The 16,360-nt window shown below is 71.0% G+C and carries 18 protein-coding genes; 12 read left to right on the forward strand and 6 right to left on the reverse strand.

The window, feature by feature from the left end:
• Positions 1–79: 79 nt before the first annotated feature.
• Positions 80–1,894, forward strand: coding sequence for a bifunctional metallophosphatase/5'-nucleotidase (locus ACZ3OF_RS34275; RefSeq protein WP_467308735.1), 1,815 nt, complete (start codon positions 80–82; stop codon positions 1,892–1,894).
• Between the two features lie 110 nt (positions 1,895–2,004).
• Positions 2,005–2,871: a phosphatidylinositol-specific phospholipase C gene (locus tag ACZ3OF_RS34280; RefSeq protein WP_361676378.1), complete on the forward strand. Its 867-nt coding sequence runs from the start codon at positions 2,005–2,007 to the stop codon at positions 2,869–2,871.
• Here the strand turns inward: ACZ3OF_RS34280 and ACZ3OF_RS34285 are convergent.
• From ACZ3OF_RS34285 to ACZ3OF_RS34305, 5 genes are all read right to left on the reverse strand, one after another.
• Positions 2,836–4,260: a sensor histidine kinase gene (locus ACZ3OF_RS34285; RefSeq protein WP_361676381.1), complete on the reverse strand. Its 1,425-nt coding sequence runs from the start codon at positions 4,258–4,260 to the stop codon at positions 2,836–2,838. The two genes, ACZ3OF_RS34280 and ACZ3OF_RS34285, sit on opposite strands and share 36 nt — an antisense overlap.
• Positions 4,257–4,982, reverse strand: coding sequence for a response regulator transcription factor (locus ACZ3OF_RS34290; protein WP_361676384.1), 726 nt, complete (start codon positions 4,980–4,982; stop codon positions 4,257–4,259). The genes ACZ3OF_RS34285 and ACZ3OF_RS34290 overlap by 4 nt, the downstream gene beginning before the upstream one ends.
• A gap of 20 nt (positions 4,983–5,002) precedes the next feature.
• Positions 5,003–6,067 (reverse strand): S1C family serine protease, encoded by a 1,065-nt coding sequence (locus ACZ3OF_RS34295; RefSeq protein ID WP_361676387.1) that lies wholly within the window; start codon positions 6,065–6,067, stop codon positions 5,003–5,005.
• Positions 6,068–6,196: 129 nt separating this feature from the next.
• On the reverse strand, positions 6,197–7,222 hold the full coding sequence (locus ACZ3OF_RS34300) for a LacI family DNA-binding transcriptional regulator (RefSeq protein ID WP_361676390.1): 1,026 nt from the start codon (positions 7,220–7,222) through the stop codon (positions 6,197–6,199).
• Positions 7,223–7,246: 24 nt separating this feature from the next.
• Positions 7,247–8,044 (reverse strand): response regulator transcription factor, encoded by a 798-nt coding sequence (locus tag ACZ3OF_RS34305; protein WP_361676393.1) that lies wholly within the window; start codon positions 8,042–8,044, stop codon positions 7,247–7,249.
• Positions 8,045–8,275: 231 nt separating this feature from the next.
• Here ACZ3OF_RS34305 and ACZ3OF_RS34310 point away from each other — a divergent pair, with 231 nt between their 5' ends.
• From ACZ3OF_RS34310 to ACZ3OF_RS34340, 7 genes are all read left to right on the forward strand, one after another.
• Positions 8,276–9,079 carry an alpha/beta hydrolase gene (locus ACZ3OF_RS34310; protein WP_467308740.1) on the forward strand — a complete coding sequence of 268 codons (804 nt, stop codon included), beginning with the start codon at positions 8,276–8,278 and terminating at the stop codon, positions 9,077–9,079.
• A 45-nt stretch (positions 9,080–9,124) separates the two neighbouring features.
• The gene (locus ACZ3OF_RS34315) at positions 9,125–9,379 is read left to right on the forward strand and encodes a MoaD/ThiS family protein (RefSeq protein ID WP_315896192.1); all 255 of its coding nucleotides are present in this window, start codon (positions 9,125–9,127) and stop codon (positions 9,377–9,379) included.
• A gap of 10 nt (positions 9,380–9,389) precedes the next feature.
• Positions 9,390–10,460, forward strand: coding sequence for a hypothetical protein (locus ACZ3OF_RS34320; protein WP_467308743.1), 1,071 nt, complete (start codon positions 9,390–9,392; stop codon positions 10,458–10,460).
• A gap of 79 nt (positions 10,461–10,539) precedes the next feature.
• Positions 10,540–11,229, forward strand: coding sequence for an LmeA family phospholipid-binding protein (locus tag ACZ3OF_RS34325; protein ID WP_361676402.1), 690 nt, complete (start codon positions 10,540–10,542; stop codon positions 11,227–11,229).
• A 555-nt stretch (positions 11,230–11,784) separates the two neighbouring features.
• Entirely contained in the window at positions 11,785–12,624 is an 840-nt protein-coding gene (locus ACZ3OF_RS34330) for a sulfurtransferase (RefSeq protein ID WP_361436838.1), read from the forward strand.
• 34 nt (positions 12,625–12,658) lie between these two features.
• Positions 12,659–12,946 (forward strand): DUF1416 domain-containing protein, encoded by a 288-nt coding sequence (locus ACZ3OF_RS34335; protein ID WP_361676405.1) that lies wholly within the window; start codon positions 12,659–12,661, stop codon positions 12,944–12,946.
• 95 nt (positions 12,947–13,041) lie between these two features.
• Positions 13,042–13,305, forward strand: a complete 264-nt coding sequence (locus ACZ3OF_RS34340) for a DUF3099 domain-containing protein (RefSeq protein ID WP_361676408.1) — start codon at positions 13,042–13,044, stop codon at positions 13,303–13,305.
• Positions 13,306–13,317: 12 nt separating this feature from the next.
• On the opposite strand, the gene ACZ3OF_RS34345 is transcribed toward ACZ3OF_RS34340, so the two are convergent.
• A complete protein-coding gene (locus ACZ3OF_RS34345) occupies positions 13,318–13,680 on the reverse strand; it encodes a DsrE family protein (protein ID WP_137994334.1) in 363 nt (120 codons plus the stop codon).
• A 105-nt stretch (positions 13,681–13,785) separates the two neighbouring features.
• Between ACZ3OF_RS34345 and ACZ3OF_RS34350 the strand changes: the two genes are divergently transcribed.
• The 3 genes from ACZ3OF_RS34350 to ACZ3OF_RS34360 are packed head-to-tail and all read left to right on the forward strand — an operon-like array spanning position 13,786 to position 16,309.
• The gene (locus ACZ3OF_RS34350; RefSeq protein WP_467308749.1) at positions 13,786–14,544 is read left to right on the forward strand and encodes a hypothetical protein; all 759 of its coding nucleotides are present in this window, start codon (positions 13,786–13,788) and stop codon (positions 14,542–14,544) included.
• A 17-nt stretch (positions 14,545–14,561) separates the two neighbouring features.
• Positions 14,562–15,344, forward strand: a complete 783-nt coding sequence (locus tag ACZ3OF_RS34355; protein ID WP_361676414.1) for a hypothetical protein — start codon at positions 14,562–14,564, stop codon at positions 15,342–15,344.
• Positions 15,341–16,309, forward strand: a complete 969-nt coding sequence (locus tag ACZ3OF_RS34360) for a hypothetical protein (RefSeq protein ID WP_361676417.1) — start codon at positions 15,341–15,343, stop codon at positions 16,307–16,309. The genes ACZ3OF_RS34355 and ACZ3OF_RS34360 overlap by 4 nt, the downstream gene beginning before the upstream one ends.
• Positions 16,310–16,360: the final 51 nt, after the last annotated feature.

Consider the following 16,360-nt stretch of genomic DNA (forward strand, 5'->3'; position numbering starts at 1 on the left):
GCGCGTTGACTCTAGGCTGCGCCCGGTACGTCAGCAGTCGACAGGCGCCGCTCGCAGGGGCGCGGGGACAAGGGGAGAGATGGCAGCGACACCGAAGAAGAAGAGGACGGCGGGGCGGATACTCGCCGTCGGTGCGGGGCTCGCCACCGTCGGCGCCCTCGTTGCCGCGCTGCCCGCGGGCGCCTCGGGGACGAAGGGCGGGCAGGACGACCGTGGCTACGGCTACGGGCGCTACGTCGACGTGCAGCTCCTCTCCTTCAACGACCTGCACGGGAACCTGGAGCCGCCCACGGGCTCGGCCGGCCGGGTCACCCACACCAACGAGGACGGCACGACCAGGACCATCGACGCCGGTGGCGTCGAGTACCTGGCGACGCACCTGCGCGAGGCCCGCAAGGGCAACCCGTACTCCGTCACCGCCGCCGCCGGCGACATGATCGGTGCCTCCCCGCTGGTCTCCGGGCTCTTCCACGACGAGCCGACCATCGAGGCGCTGAACCGGCTGAAGCTCGACGTCAGCTCCGTCGGCAACCACGAGTTCGACGAGGGCGCGCGCGAGCTCGCCCGTATCCAGAACGGTGGCTGTCACCCGACCGCCGGCTGTTTCGAAGAGGGCAAGGAGTTCAAGGGGGCGCGCTTCCCCTACCTCGCGGCCAACGTGACGGACGAGAAGACCGGCCGTCCGATCCTCGACCCGTACGTCATCTGGGAGCGCAACGGCGTCAAGGTCGGCTTCATCGGCGTCACCCTGGAGGGCACCGCCGACATCGTCTCGGCCGAGGGCATCAAGGGCCTGAAGTTCGGCGACGAGATCGAGGCGATCAACAAGTACACCAAGGTCCTGGAGCGCAAGGGCGTCAAGTCCATCGTCGCCCTGCTGCACGAGGGCGGTGCGCCGGCCTCGGGTTCGTACAACTACAACTGCGACAGCCCCGGCCCCGGCGACGGCATCTCGGGCCCGATCGTGGACATCGCGAAGAAGGTCAGCCCGCAGGTCGACGCGCTGGTCACGGGCCACACCCACCAGGCGTACGCGTGCACCATCCCGGACCCGTCCGGCAAGCCGCGCACGGTCACCTCGGCGGCCTCCTTCGGCAAGCTGTACACCGACACGACGCTGACCTACGACCGCCGGTCCAAGGACATCGTCCGGACCGCCGTCTCCTCCGCGAACCACGTCGTCACCCGTGACGTGGCGAAGGCCGAGGACATGACCCGGCTGATCGACCGCTGGAAGACGCTCGCCGCGCCGATCGCGAGCCGTCCGGTCGGCTACATCTCCGGTGACGTCGACAACCCCTTCGACGCGCCCGAGAAGCCGCTGGGCAACCTGATCGCCGACGCGCAGCTCGAGGGCATGGCCCCGGCCGACAAGGGCGGCGCGCAGCTGGCCCTGATGAACCCGGGCGGTGTCCGCGCGCCGCTGGTCCACAAGGCGTCCGGCGCCGAGGGCGACGGCGTGGTGACCTACGGCGAGGCGTACACGGTCCAGCCGTTCACCAACATGATGACGGCGGTCGACCTGACCGGCGCCCAGCTGATCACCACGCTCCAGCAGCAGGTGAGCGGCCCGAACCAGGCGGCCCCGAAGATCCTCCAGGTCTCGAAGGGCTTCACGTACACCCTGGACATGACGAAGACCGGCGCCGACCGGATCGTGACGTCCTCGGTGAAGCTCAACGGCGAGGCGATCGACCCGTCGAAGACCTACCGGGTCGCGATGAACGAGTTCCTGGCCGGGGGCGGTGACGGCTTCGCCGTCCTGAAGGAGCACAAGAACAAGCTGGTCGGCGCGTCCGACCTGGACATGTTCACCGCCTACCTGACGGCCCACTCCTCCGCGAGCGCGCCGCTGGTCCCGCCGGCGACGGGCCGGATCACGGTCGTGAAGTAGCACCGCGACAGCGACGCCCAGGGGGCGGCGGACCGTTGCGACGGTCCGCCGCCCCTTTCGCGTGCACCGGAGTCTGGCGCAGATTGTCGTGTACGCGTCATACTCCGCGCATGGACCGACGACGCTTTCTCGCGGGAGCCGCGGCAGCCGGCGCCACCGTCCTCATCGGAGCCGCGCCCGCCCCGGCGCGCACCCGAGGAGCCCTCGGGCTCCAGGACTGGATGGCCGGCCACGGCGACCCCACCCCGCTCCAGAAGCTCACCATCCCCGGCACCCACGACTCTGGCGCCCGCTTCGGCGGCCTCTGGTCCGAGTGCCAGAACACCACCCTCGCGCAGCAGCTCGCCTCCGGAATCAGGTTCTTCGACATCCGCTGCCGGGTCACCGGCGGCTCCTTCGCCATCCACCACGGCCCCTCGTTCCAGAACATGATGTTCGGCGACGTCCTCATCGCCTGCCGCGACTTCCTGGCCGCCCACCCCTCCGAGACCGTCCTGATGCGCGTCAAGCAGGAGTACTCCTCGGACTCCGACGCCACGTTCCGCGCGATCTTCGACGACTACCTCGACAACCGCGGCTGGCGTTCGCTGTTCCGCATCGGCGACACGCTCCCCGCCCTCGGCGAGGCCCGCGGCAAGGTCGTCCTCATCGCCGACAACGGCGGCCTGCCCGGCCTCAAGTGGTGGGACGGCGGTGCCATCGCGATCCAGGACGACTGGAACGCCCTGCCGAACGCGAAGTACCCCAAGATCGAGGCCCACTTCCGCAAGGCCGTCGAACAGCCCGGCAAGCTGTACATCAACTTCGTCAGCACGTCCGCGTCCCTGCCGCCCCGCTGGAACTCCGACAACCTCAACCCCCGCGTCCACGGCTTCCTGGACACCACGGCGAACACCTGGAAGGGCCTCGGCATCGTCGCCATGGACTACCCGAACACCCGCTCAGGCCTGGTCGAATCCCTCCTCCGCCACAACTGACGGCGGGGGCGTCGGCGCGCCCGGCAGACGCAGGGTCGCCGTCGTGCCGCCGCCCTCCGCCGCCGTCAGGGTCACCGTGCCGCCCGCCTGGTGGACCGTGCGGGCCACGATCGACAGACCCAGGCCCGAGCCGGGCAGGCTGCGGGCCGAGGGGGAGCGCCAGAAGCGGTCGAAGACATGGGGGAGTTCCTCCGGCGCGATGCCCGGGCCGTGGTCGCGGACGGTCAGCTCGCCCCGCATCAGGGTCACCTCGACCGTCCCGCGCGCGGGCGAGAACTTCACCGCGTTGTCCAGGACGTTCACCAGCGCGCGCTCGAGACCCGCCGGCTCCGCCCGGACGTACCAGGGCGCCAGATCCGTGACGAAGGTCAGCTCGGGACCTCGCAGCCGCGCCCGGTCCAGCGCCGACCGCAGGATCGTGTGCAGCGGTACGACCTCCAGCGGGCCCGGCTCCGCCGCGTCCGGGCGCGCCAGTTCCTGGAGGTCGCCGATCAGCGCCGCCAGCTCCGTCATCTGCGCCTTCACCGACGCCATCAGCGCCCGCCGGTCGTCGGGCGGCAGCGCACGGCCCGTCTCCTCGCTGCGGGCGAGCAGCTCGATGTTGGTACGCAGCGAGGTCAGCGGCGTCCGCAGCTCATGGCCCGCGTCCGCGATGAGCTGCGCCTGCCGGTCCCGGGAGACCGCGAGCGCCGCCGTCATCGCGTTGAAGGAGCGCGAGAGACGCGCGATCTCGTCCTCGCCCTCGACCGGGATCCGTACCGTCAGGTCCTCCGTCGCCGCCACGTGCTCCACCGCGCCCGTCAGCCGGTCGACCGGTTCGAGCCCGGTCCGCGCCACCCAGAGACCCGCCGCGCCCGCGCCGACGACACCGATCCCGGAGACCAGGAGCAGCACCCAGCCGAGCGTGCCCATCGAGTTGTCGATCTCGGACAGCGGACGGGCCACCGACACCCCGAGCCCGACCGGGCCCTGCTGCACCGAGTAGGTGTAGACCCGCATCTCGGTGCCGTCGTCGGCCTTCGTCGTGTGCAGCGTGAACGGCAACTGCCCGCGCGCCACCGCCAGGTCGCTCGCCTGCGCCGGCACCGGGGACGCCCCGGAGGTGCAGACCGTCCCGTTCGTCAGGATGATCTGCACCGTGTACGTACCGGCCGTCGGCACCGGCGCCTCGCTCTGCTCCCGGCACGTCGCGAGCAGCGCCTGCACCGAACCGGCGTCGAGCCGGCTGCTGCGCAGCGAGGAGTCGAGCTCCGCCTCCAGTTGGGCCCGTGTCACGAACCAGCACGCCAGCGACACCGCCGCGACCGCCACCGCGACCGCCGTCGCCGTCAGCAGCGCGAGCCGGGAGCGCAGCGGCCGCGACCGGAACCACACCACGGGACCGCTCACTCGGGACCTCCACCGCGCAGGACGTACCCCACGCCCCGCACCGTGTGCACGAGGCGCGGCTCGCCGCCCGCCTCCGTCTTCCGCCGCAGATACATCACGTACACGTCGAGCGAGTTCGAACTCGGCTCGAAGTCGAAGCCCCAGACCGCCTTGAGGATCTGCTCGCGCGTCAGCACCTGGCGCGGATGCGCCAGGAACATCTCCAGGAGCGTGAACTCCGTCCGCGTGAGCTCCACCGCCCGGCCGGCCCGCGTCACCTCGCGGGTCGCCAGGTCCATCCGCAGATCCCCGAAGCTCAGGACATCGCCCTCGGGCGCCGTCTCGGCGGCGCTCGCGTACGAGCTGCGCCGCAGCAGCGCCCGGATCCGGGCGAACAGCTCGTCCAGCTCGAAGGGCTTCACCAGATAGTCGTCGGCGCCCGCGTCGAGCCCCGTCACCCGGTCGCCGACCGTGTCCCGCGCCGTCAGCATCAGGATCGGCACGGTCGAGCCGGACGCCCGGATCCGGCGCGCCGCCGTCAGCCCGTCCATCCGGGGCATCTGCACGTCGAGCACGACGAGATCGGGGGCGTACGACTCCATCCGGGCGAGCGCGTCGACCCCGTCGACGGCCTCCTCGGTCCCGTACCCCTCGAAGGCGAGACTGCGCCGCAGCGCCTCCCGTACGGCGGGCTCGTCGTCGACGATGAGGATGCGGTCGCCTTCATTCACCGGGCCAGTCATGGGGCCAGCCTCGCACGCGTTCAGTTCGTGCCGCCGTCCCGGAGCTCGTCCAGGTCGGCCTTGAGCGTGTTCACCGGGATGGCGAATCCGAGACCGACACTGCCGGCCGAAGAACCGTTCGAAGAACTCGGCGAGTACATCGCCGAATTGATCCCGATGATCTCGCCGTTCATATTGATCAGCGCGCCACCGGAATTCCCCGGATTGAGCGAGGCGTCCGTCTGGATCGCCTTGTACGTCGTCTTCGACGAGCCGGTGTCGCCGTTGAACTCCTGCCCGCCGAACTCGAAGGGCCAGCCCTGCCGCGGGTCGTACTGCTGCTGCCGCTGCTGGTCCTGGCCGTCGTCCTTGGCCACCGTCACATCGCGGTCGAGCGCGGAGACGATGCCGCTGGTGACCGTGCCGGTCAGGCCCTCGGGGGAGCCGATCGCCACGACCTCGTCGCCGACCCTCACGTCGTCGGAGTTCCCGAGCGTGGCCGTCTTCAGCCCGGACGCGCCCTCCAGCTTGATCAGCGCGAGGTCCTTGTCCGGGTCGGTCCCGACGACCTTCGCCTCGTACGTCCTGCCGTTCGACAGCTGCACGCTGATCGAGGATGCGCCGGAGATCACGTGGTTGTTGGTGACGATCTCGCCGTCGCCGGTGATGATCACGCCGGAGCCGGTGGACTTGCCGGAGGACGAGGACGCGGAGATCTCCACGATCGACGGCGAGACGGCCTGGGCCACCCCGGCGACCGTGCCCTTGCTGCTCGCGGAGACGTTCGTCCCGCTGACGCCTGAGGCGGTCGGGGCGTCGTCCGCGGTCAGCTGCTGCACCAGGGTCGCGGTGCCGCCGCCGACTGCCGCCGCGGCGATCGCCACGGCGGCGAGGAGACCGACGCCGCGCTTGGCGCGCCGGTGCGGAAGGGGCGCGGCCGCGGCGGGCGCGGGCGGGGCCGGGGGAGTGACCGTCGGCGGTACGTGGCCCCAGGACGGCCAGATCGTCGTACCCGGCTCCGTGGTGACGGGCTGCGGCGGGTCGTACGGCGGCCTCGGGGGCTGCGGCGGGTGGTACGGCTGCTGGGGCTGCTGGTGGTCCGTCATGGGAGAGACTCTCGGAGCCGTACATGAGAGCTCCCTGAGGACGGCCTGAGAAGCCCGACAGAAGCCTGTATGCCCGATATAAAGGCGCCTGGGGGTCGAAGGCGCTCCGGAGCTCCGTGCGGGCGTCTGTCAGCCGTGGCAGCCGCAGGAGCGGCGGATCACCAGCGCCGACGGGAACTGCTTCACCCGCTCGCGCTTCGACCCCACCACCCGCAGCGAGTCGTCCAGGACGAGGTCCACCGCCGCCCGGGCCATCGCCGGCCGGTCCGAGGAGATCGTCGTCAGCGGCGGATCCGTCAGCGCCGCTTCCTTCACGTCGTCGAAGCCCGCCACCGCCAGCTCCGTCGGCACGTCGATCCGCAGCTCGCGGGCCGCCCGCAGCACACCGAAGGCCTGGTCGTCGGTCGAGCAGAAGATCGCCGGCGGCCGGTCCGGTCCGGAGAGCAGCTTCAGCGCGACCTGGTAGGCGTCGTAGCGGTTGTACGGGGCCTGGAAGAGCCGTCCCTCGATGGAGTGACCGGCCTCCAGCATGGCCCGCCGCCAGCCCTCCTCGTGGTCTGCGACCGGGTCGCCGACCGCCGGGGTGTTCGGGACACCGCCGAGACACGCCACATACGGGTGCCCGTGCTCCAGAAGGTGGCGGGTGGCGAGCTGCGCTCCGCCGATGTCGTCCGTGACGACGGCCACGTCGTCCAGCGCCTCGGGCCGCTCGTGCAGCAGCACCACGCGCGCGTCCCAGGCCTCGATCTCGCTCGCGGCCCGCTCGCTCATGCCCTGGCTGACCAGGATCAGACCGGAGACCCGCATCCCGAGGAACGCGCGGAGGTAGTGGACCTCGCGCTCGTCGCGATAGTCCGAATTGCCGACGAGGACCATCTTGCCGCGCTCGGCGGCGGCCTGCTCGACCGCGTGCGCCATCTCGCCGAAGAACGGCTGGCGCGCGTCCGGGACGATCATGCCTATGAGGTCCGTGCGCCGCGACGCCATCGCCTGCGCCACCCGGTCGGGGCGGTAGCCCAGCTCCTTGATGGCGGCGAGTACACGCTCGCGCGTGGCCGGGGCAACCGGCCGGGGTCCGTTGTTGATGACGTAACTCACGACCGCGGTCGAAGTACCCGCCAGTCGCGCTACGTCATCCCGCGTCACCTTGGCCACGCGCGGCAGTCTACGCGGGGTGACCTACCTACCGGCAGGTCGCACTGTGGCTTCCGCCACGTTCCTGTCCTCCGATGGGGTGACCTCACGCGCGGCGCCCTTGACCCGGGCCTCTTCCTTCGCCCGCGCCTCCTCGGCCGCCCGCTCCACCTTCTCAGGCGTGACGAAGCGGTAGCCGACGTTACGGACGGTGCCGATCAGCGACTCGTGCTCGGGGCCGAGCTTGGCGCGAAGTCGCCGTACGTGGACGTCGACCGTACGGGTGCCACCGAAGTAGTCGTACCCCCAGACCTCCTGGAGGAGCTGGGCGCGCGTGAAGACCCGGCCCGGGTGCTGCGCGAGGTACTTGAGCAGCTCGAACTCCTTGAAGGTCAGGTCCAGGACCCGGCCCTTCAGCTTGGCGCTGTACGTCGCCTCGTCCACCGAGAGATCGCCGTTGCGGATCTCCATCGGGGAGTCGTCGGCCACGATCTGCTGCCGCCCCATGGCCAGCCGCAGCCGCGCCTCGACCTCGGCCGGACCCGCGGTGTCGAGCAGCACGTCGTCGATGCCCCAGTCGGCGGTGACGGCCGCCAGACCGCCCTCCGTGACGACGAGGATCAGCGGGCAGCCGGGCCCCGTCGAGCGGAGCAGCTGACAGAGGCTGCGCACCTGCGGGAGGTCACGACGGCCGTCGACGAGGATGACGTCCGCGCCGGGGGTGTCCACGAGCGCGGGGCCCTCGGCGGGGGCCACCCGCACGTTGTGCAGCAGCAGGCCGAGCGCGGGGAGCACCTCGGTCGACGGCTGGAGTGCGTTGGTCAGGAGCAGCAGTGAACTCATCGCACCACACCTGCCCGGGTCGTCGACTGGGTCTTCGGTCGGTCGTGCTCGGTTCGATCGTCCATGACGTCGGTTCCTCCTCGGTCCCTGCGAGGACTACTGCGGCACTTGCTCACTACTGACTCTCGCGCCCTGAGAGCTTTTGTTCATCCGTCCGTAACAACGGTCGGAAAACGCAAAAGGACCCGGGGGCTGCGTTGCCCGGATCCTCTGGCAAGCAGAATAGCCCACATGAGTTCCGACGCAGAGGGCCGATTTCACATCGTGGATGTCTCCTCGATCACGTCCCGTCCCCAGCGTGCCACTTTGCTCACCGCCGACGGTGTCCGTATCGAGGCTGTTTACGAACCGTGTACGCGGGGTGTCACCGACACGGCCGTCGTCCTGGCCCACGGGTTCACCGGGTCGGCCGACCGGCCCGCCGTCCGCCGCGCCGCCGAGGCGCTCGCCGAGCACGCGGCCGTCGTCACATTCTCCTTCCGCGGGCACGGCCGTTCGGGTGGTCTCTCCACCGTCGGCGACCGCGAGGTCCTCGACCTCTCCGCGGCCGTGCACTGGGCCCGGGAACTCGGCCACGCGCGCGTGGCGACCGTCGGCTTCTCCATGGGCGGCTCGATCGTCCTGCGCCACGCGGCCCTGGACCGCGACACCGGCGGCCACACCGACGCGGTCGCGGCCGTCAGCGCCCCTGCCCGCTGGTACTACCGGGGGACGCCCTCGATGCGCCGCGTCCACTGGGTGATCACCCGCCCCGTGGGCCGCCTCGTCGGCCGCTACGGGCTCCGGACGCGGATCCACCACCAGGACTGGGACCCCGTACCGCTCTCGCCCGTGGAGGCCGTCCCGCTGATCGCGCCGACCCCGCTGCTGATCGTGCACGGCGACCGCGACCCGTACTTCCCCGTCGACCACCCGCGGATGCTGGCGGAGGCGGGCGCGTGCGAGCTGTGGCTGGAGCGCGGCATGGGCCACGCAGAGAACGCCGCCGGCGAGGAGCTGCTGCACCGTCTGGGGGACTGGCTCACCCGCCGATAGCCCATCATGGACACCGGCGCGCACACGAACGAAGGGAGCGCCGCTATGGCAGCGGGAACGATCCGCTACTGGGCCGCGGCCAAGGCCGCCGCCGGTGTCGCCGAGGAGCCGTACACCGCCGAGAACCTGGCCGAGGCACTGGACGCCGCCCGTGCGAAGCACCCGGGTGAGCTGGTCCGCGTACTCCAGAGGTGTTCGTTCCTCATCGACGGTGACCCCGTCGGGACCCGCGCGCATGAGACCGTACGCCTTGCCGAGGGCGGCACGGTCGAGGTGCTCCCGCCGTTCGCAGGAGGGTGAACCGCACAGCATGAGCAGCGATCAGCAGCAGCCGTACGACCAGGGCCACGACCCGTACGCGGGCGGGCGGCAGTACGGCGGGGAGCAGCAGTACGGGTACCAGGACCCGCAGGTCACGCAGACGTGGCAGGGCCAGACCTGGGACACGCAGTACCAGCCGGTGGTCCAGCCCGTACAGCAGCCGACGGCGTACGACACCGCCTACCTGCCCCCGCAGCCCGCGACCGCGGCCCACCCGCTGCCGGACGAGACGCCGGCCGCCCCCGCCGTCCAGGGCGAACCGACGGCCGTGTACTCCGCGCCCACCACCTCCGGCCACACCCGCCTCACCGACGCCCAGCGCGCCAGGGCCGAGGGCCGGTCGCCGATCATCGCGCCCGGGATCCAGCCCGCCGCCCTCACCGCCGTCCTCGGCGTCCTGCTCGCCGGCGGCGCCGCACTCGGCTCGTACGGACTGCTCGTCCCGCTCGTCCTGCTCCAGGCCGTCACCGCCGCCGGCTGGTTCCGGCTCAACGGCATGTGGCCGGCCCGCCAGGGCATCGCCCTCGCCTTCGCCGGCGGCCTGGCCGCCGACGTCGCCCTGCTCGCCGCCGGCCGCGAGAACGCGCCCGCCGCGATCATCGGCACCCTCGGCGTCTGGGTGCTCCTCACCCTCGTCCTCCAGCTCCGCAGCCACGCCGACCCCGACGAGCGCATGTACGGCCTGATGGCCACCGTCGCCTCGGCCGCGCTGACGATCGTCGCCACCGGACACCTCGGCGCCGCGCCCGACGCCGTGGTCGTCGGCGGCCTCGCCGTCGCCGCCGCCACCGTCGCCCGCGCCCTCCCGCTGCCCGGCCCGGCCTCCGTCGTCGTGGCGCTGCTGGCCGCCGCGGGCGCCGGGATCGCGGCCGGCGGGTTCACCGACCTGGGGAACTCCGGGGCTCTGCTCGGCCTCGCCGCCGGAGTCTGCGCGCTCATCGGCCTGCGCGTCGCGAGCTACGACTACCCCTCGCGGTTCGTGCACATGACCGCCGGTGTCGCCCTCCCGCTGACCGCCGCCGCCCCCGCCGTCTACCTGCTGGGACGCGCGCTCGCCTGACCCGGGGGAACCATCCGGCCCCGCGACGCGTCGATCTTGCTGTCGGGGGCCGGACAAGTTTGTGGGGGGCTGGCAGCTCATGCGGGCACTGCGGGTATTGCTGATCGTGGCCGTCGTGCTCGGCGGGATCTTCGTGGGAGTGGACCGTCTCGCGGTCTCCTACGCCGAGTCCGAGGCCGCCGACCGCGTGCGGCTCGGCCCCGCGCGGGCCGGCTCGACGGAGGTCGACATCAAGGGCTTCCCGTTCCTGACCCAGGCCATGGACAAGCGGTTCGACGAGGTCGACGTGACGCTGACCGGCGTCGAGGCCACGGCCGGCGGCCGGAAGGTCCGGATCAGCGAGATGACCGCCGCGCTCCACGACGTGACGGTCGAGGGCGACTTCGAGGGCGCCCGCGCGCGCACCGCGAGCGGTACGGCCCTGATCTCGTACGCCGACCTGATGGCGGCCTCCGACCGTGACGTGCAGATCGCCTACGGCGGCGACGGCAAGGTGAAGGTCACCGGCGGGGTCGAGATCCTGGGCCGCACGGTCACCCGCAGCGTCGTCTCCTCGGTGACCCTGGTCGACGGCGACACGATCCGCGTCCGCGCCGACGAGGTCCCGGGCGAGGGCATCCCGGGCCTGGAGTCCCTGATCCGCAAGCGCACCGACTTCGACCGCGAGATCGGCGGGCTGCCTCAGGGCATGAAGCTGGAGAAGGTCGAGGCGCGCGAGGACGGCGTGGCGATCGGCGTGACGGGCACGGACGTGGTCCTGGCGGGCTGAGACCGCGCGCGGCGCCTGCGGGCGACCGGGCTCGCGGCGGGGCCACGCGACGGCGACCGGGCTCGCGGCGGGCCACGCGGCGGCGATCGGGGGCGGCGGGGCCGCGCCCCGGGGCCGGGGCTGCCCATCTGGACAGCACCCCGGCCACATGGTGAGACGGCACCGTCCGACTCGTAGAAAAATCCCCTCCCGGCCCCGCCCCCGACCCCGGCGGCGCCCGGTTTCTCCGCGATCTCGTCTCGCATCTCGGACGATCGCGTCTCAAAATACGACACACCGGTGACACGGCCGCCTGTCCGTCCCTACGATCGTGGGCATGAAGCGACAGGCGGATCTCACGAAGCGGCGGGCAGTAGACCTGTGCCGCATCGCCGCCATGCTCTGTCGCTCCGTCTGAGCGGGCCCCCGAGTCCCGTATTCCTCAGGCCCTTCCGACCCCCGGTCGGGGCCACCCCCGTGTAGCCCGTACGTGGCGCTGACGCGTACCCGCAACCCCCCGCGCGACACCGCAGCACCCGCACCACACCGCCGAACACTGCCCCGGAGGAGAACAGCATGAGCCGCAGCGACGTCCTGGTAGACGCCGACTGGGTCGAGGCGAACCTCGACAACCCGCAGGTGGCCGTCGTCGAGGTCGACGAGGACACCTCCGCGTACGAGAAGAACCACATCCGCAACGCGATCCGGATCGACTGGACCAAGGACCTGCAGGACCCGGTCCGCCGCGACTTCATCGACCAGGAGGGCTTCGAGAAGCTCCTCTCGGCCAAGGGCATCGCGAACGACACCACGGTCGTCCTCTACGGCGGCAACAACAACTGGTTCGCCTCCTACGCCTACTGGTACTTCAAGCTCTACGGCCACCAGGACGTGAAGCTCCTCGACGGCGGCCGCAAGAAGTGGGAGCTCGACTCCCGCGACCTCGTCGCCGAGGTCCCGACCCGCCCGGCCACCGAGTACAAGGCCAAGGCCCAGGACACCTCCATCCGCGCCTTCCGCGACGACGTCGTGTCCGCGATCGGCGCCCAGAACCTCGTCGACGTGCGTTCGCCCGACGAGTTCTCCGGCAAGCTGCTCGCCCCGGCCCACCTCCCGCAGGAGCAGTCGCAGCGCCCCGGCCACGTGCCGAGCGCCCGCAACATCCCGTGGTCGAAGAACGCCAACGACGACGGCACCTTCAAGTCGGACGACGAGCTCAAGGCCCTCTACGAGGACGAGCAGGTCGACCTGGCGAAGGACACCATCGCCTACTGCCGCATCGGTGAGCGTTCCGCGCTGACCTGGTTCGTGCTGCACGAGCTGCTCGGTGTCGAGAACGTCAAGAACTACGACGGCTCGTGGACCGAGTACGGCTCCCTCGTCGGCGTGCCGATCGAGCTCGGCGCCAACAAGTAAGACCACCCGGACGTACGGACCTAAGGACAGAGACATGTGTGGAGCGCAGCCCGGCGGCCCCGACGCCTCGACGATCAAGCCCGGTGAGACCACCATCCAGGGCTTCGTGACCAAGGACGGCGAGCCCGTCACCGGTTACGTCCGCCTCCTGGACTCGACCGGCGAATTCACGGCCGAGGTCCCGACCTCCGCCACCGGCCAGTTCCGTTTCTACGCGGCCGAGGGCACCTGGACCGTCCGCGCCCTGATCCCGGGCGGCACGGCCGACCGTCAGGTCGTGGCCCAGCACGGTGGCCTCGCCGAGGTCGCCATCGCGGTCTGACACCGCACCGCTGAACCGGCCGAAGGGCCGTGCCTCCTGGGGGTTGGACGCTTTCCAGAACTTGAGGCACGGCCCTTCGGTCTTACTCTGAAGATATGTACGCGCGTCGTCGACACGTCTACTTCTGGCTGATGGGCGGCTGCCTGCTGCTCTTCGTGGGCGCCTGGGCCGTCGTGCGGCTGTTCTCCATGCCTGTCGCCATCGGGATGTGCGTGGTCGCCATGCTCATCCCGCCGGTCGCCGCGATGATCGCGAACCGGCGGGGACCCGAGGACCGCTGGTGGGACGACCCGTCCGGGGACCCCCAGTCGGACGAATGGTGGGACGAGCTCGACGGCAAGAAGCGCCGCGAACGCTGACCGCCGCCCGCCTCAGTAGACGAGGGCCTGCGTGCCGTCCGTCATGGCTTCCTGGACGAAGACCTGGGCGCCGGCGATGCGGACGCCCTCCAGGACGTCCTTCTCCGTGATCTCGCGGCGGGCCGCGCACTGCGTGCAGAGCGTGATCCGCCCCGCCGCCAGGATCGAGTCGATGAGGTCGGGGAGCGGCGCGGCGTGCGGGAGTTCGAACTCCGCCGCGCGGCCCGGGAGCGCGAACCACGACGACTCGCCCGTCAGCCAGAGCGAGACCTCGACCCCACTGGCGACGGCGACGGCCGCCACGGTGAAGGCCTGGGAGCAGCGTTCGGGGGCGTCGGCCCCGGCGGTCACCTTGATCACGAGCTTCTTCGCCATACACCGAACTGTAATGCGGACCTCTGCAACCTCATGCACCTCTCACGTGTCAGCCCTGTGCGCGGATAACGGAATCCTCGCTTCAGGTCTCGTGGGGGGACCCCCTTGGAACACACAGAAGAAGGCGCCGCCGTGCCGCGTCGGCGCAGAACCGGGCGGACGGTCGGCCTCATCGCCGTCGCCGCCGTTCTCGGCCTCGTCGGCGGTACCGCCGTGGGCTACGGCGTCCAGGCCGAGCGGGAGCCGACAGCCCTGCCCGCCCTGAACCAGCCCGGTCTCGCCTACCCGAAGCCGCTCCCGAAGGGGCAGCGGGCCGCGCCTCTGCCGTCCTCCGAGGACCGCAAGGTCAAGACGGACGGCGATCTTCGCAAGCTGCTGCTGTCGCGCCCGGTGGGTGCGAAGAAGACGGAGTTCTCGAACCTCAGCGACGGCTGGGTGCCGGTGTCCACGTACGCCCGTGAGTTCACGGGGCCGGGTCCGGCGCTGAACGAGCAGCTGAGCGCCGGTGTCCGGCGCATCGCGAGCACGTCGTGGCAGACGGGCAAGTACCGGGTGACGGAGATCCGGCTGGTCCAGTACCGCTCCACCGACACCCTCGGCGCGCAGGAACACGCCGAGGACCAGATGGCGTACATGCCCGACGACGACTACGCCCGCTCCGAGGGCGAGCCGATCAAGGGCTCCGCCAACGGGCACTACTACGTGTTCCCGGTGAAACGGAAGGCCGGCTACCTCGACATGTACGAGGCCAGGGCGTACTTCCACCGCGGCGACATCATGGTCGCGATCTTCATCGCCGACACCAAGAAGATCTCCGCGAAGGACATCAGTTCGGTCGCCGAGCAGCAGCTGGGGCGCCTGTGAGCGAGGACCTGAACACCGTGACCGAGCCGACGAAGCCCGGCCGTGGGCGCAAGCTGCTGACGGTCGTCCTGCCGGCCGTGCTCGTCCTCGGGGCGATCGGTGGCGGCGTCACCTACACCGCCGTCACCGTCGAGTCCGCCGACCGCAGCGCGCCGACGGTCGCCTGGGAGGAGGCCGAGGCGACGCAGTGGGACAAGGACCCCGCCGCCCTGAGCGCGGCGCGCGGCAAGGCGTCCACCCCGCTCAGCAAGCTGCTGCTGCCGGTGCCCGAGGGCTACACGCTCGGTCCCGACATCGAGTCGTACGGGAACGACGGCGAGCTGAGCGACAAGGAGGCCCTCGCGCTGATGAAGCAGGAGGGCAAGGGGCTCTCCGGCAAGAAGCGGCGCGAGTACGAGAAGCGGGTCGAGAAGGTCGGCATCAAGGGCATCGCGGTCCGTTCCTTCGCCGCGGAGGACAGCGAGACCGTGGTGTCCGTCCGCATCACGCAGATGAAGGACAAGAAGCAGATCCGCGCGATGTTCGAACTCCGCAAGGACCTCTTCGAGCTCTTCGAGTTCCCCAAGGGGCCGAAGATCGGCGGGCACAAGAACTCCGCCTGTTTCATGGTTCCCGAGGACAAGGACCTGACCAAGGCGGAGAAGTCCCGGCAGCTGGAGGAGATGCACTGCACGGCGTACGACTCCGAGGTCGAGGTCACGGTCACCGTCGCCGGCAGCAAGCCCTTCGACAGGTCCGCGGTCGCCAAGCTGGTGCAGAAGCAGCTGGACCACATCAAGTCCCCGGGGGAGTACGTATGACCGAGCAGACGACGGACAAGGCCGTGACGCTTCCTGAGCCGTCCGAGGCGGTCGAGGCGGTCGAGCCGCTTGCGCAGGCGGAGCCGGTGCGGCCGGCCGAGGCGGCCGAGCAGCCGGAATCCGCTGAGCAGCCGGAATCCGCCGAGCGGGCCGGGGAACCCGCGCCGGCCGAGGCGCCCGCGCAGCCCGCCGAGGAACCCAAGGTCAAGGCCTCCCGTAAGCCGCTCCTCCTGGCCGTCGCCCGCTGGACCGCCGCAGTGCTCGTCTTCGGCGGGATCGGGACCGGGACCGCCCTCGGGATCACCTCCATGGAGCGCACCGACGTGCCCGGTCTCGCGACCGAGAGCGACGGCCGCTGGGCGTACCCGGAGCTCAGCCTCCCCGCGCTCCCGGCCGACGCGCCGCGGCCCTTCACCGACGGCAACGACGGCGAGATCCACCACGCCGACCTGCGCAGACTCCTCCTGCCCGCGCCCGCGGGCGCCACGCCCGACCCGAAGCTGAACGGCGGCTGGGTCAGCGTGGACCAGTTCCTGTCCCAGTACCGGAAGGACGACAGGACCGAGCTGTCGGAGCCGCTGAAGGAATCCGCGCTGCGGCACATCGCGGCCCGGGGCTGGACCATGCCGGACGGGACCACGACCCGGATCCATCTGCTGCGGTTCAACTCCGTGGCCTTCGCCGAGGCCTTCAAGGACGACGCCGTGCAGGCCGGAGCGACCACCGGCCCGCTCCTCGATGGGATCGAGGGGGTCCAGATCGACGGCGACTTCCCGACGGACATCAGCGTCCCGTACACGGTCCTGTACGCCCACATCGAGCTGCCGCAGAACGCCGACCAGACCCGCTGGGCGTACATCCAGGCCGGCGACACCCTGGCGCTGATCACCCAGTCCCGGAAGGGAGAGGCCCTGGCGGTCCCGTTCCAGCAGACCGTGGCCCTCCAGAACCAGCTCCTGGGCTGATCCCGGCAGCCTGACCCACCTCACAGAGAGGGCCGGTCCCCCGCAGACTAA

This window comes from Streptomyces sp. NPDC022552 (assembly GCF_055561875.1).

What these genes read in the sequence shown, in the direction of transcription:
- ACZ3OF_RS34275 (WP_467308735.1), top strand. Translation starts at nt 80, where the DNA reads ATGGCAGCGACACCGAAGAAGAAGAGGACGGCGGGGCGGATACTCGCC.
- ACZ3OF_RS34280 (WP_361676378.1), top strand. Translation starts at nt 2,005, where the DNA reads ATGGACCGACGACGCTTTCTCGCGGGAGCCGCGGCAGCCGGCGCCACC.
- ACZ3OF_RS34290 (WP_361676384.1), bottom strand. Translation starts at nt 4,982, where the DNA reads ATGACTGGCCCGGTGAATGAAGGCGACCGCATCCTCATCGTCGACGAC.
- ACZ3OF_RS34295 (WP_361676387.1), bottom strand. Translation starts at nt 6,067, where the DNA reads ATGACGGACCACCAGCAGCCCCAGCAGCCGTACCACCCGCCGCAGCCC.
- ACZ3OF_RS34305 (WP_361676393.1), bottom strand. Translation starts at nt 8,044, where the DNA reads ATGAGTTCACTGCTGCTCCTGACCAACGCACTCCAGCCGTCGACCGAG.
- ACZ3OF_RS34310 (WP_467308740.1), top strand. Translation starts at nt 8,276, where the DNA reads ATGAGTTCCGACGCAGAGGGCCGATTTCACATCGTGGATGTCTCCTCG.
- ACZ3OF_RS34315 (WP_315896192.1), top strand. Translation starts at nt 9,125, where the DNA reads ATGGCAGCGGGAACGATCCGCTACTGGGCCGCGGCCAAGGCCGCCGCC.
- ACZ3OF_RS34320 (WP_467308743.1), top strand. Translation starts at nt 9,390, where the DNA reads ATGAGCAGCGATCAGCAGCAGCCGTACGACCAGGGCCACGACCCGTAC.
- ACZ3OF_RS34325 (WP_361676402.1), top strand. Translation starts at nt 10,540, where the DNA reads ATGCGGGCACTGCGGGTATTGCTGATCGTGGCCGTCGTGCTCGGCGGG.
- ACZ3OF_RS34330 (WP_361436838.1), top strand. Translation starts at nt 11,785, where the DNA reads ATGAGCCGCAGCGACGTCCTGGTAGACGCCGACTGGGTCGAGGCGAAC.
- ACZ3OF_RS34335 (WP_361676405.1), top strand. Translation starts at nt 12,659, where the DNA reads ATGTGTGGAGCGCAGCCCGGCGGCCCCGACGCCTCGACGATCAAGCCC.
- ACZ3OF_RS34340 (WP_361676408.1), top strand. Translation starts at nt 13,042, where the DNA reads ATGTACGCGCGTCGTCGACACGTCTACTTCTGGCTGATGGGCGGCTGC.
- ACZ3OF_RS34345 (WP_137994334.1), bottom strand. Translation starts at nt 13,680, where the DNA reads ATGGCGAAGAAGCTCGTGATCAAGGTGACCGCCGGGGCCGACGCCCCC.
- ACZ3OF_RS34360 (WP_361676417.1), top strand. Translation starts at nt 15,341, where the DNA reads ATGACCGAGCAGACGACGGACAAGGCCGTGACGCTTCCTGAGCCGTCC.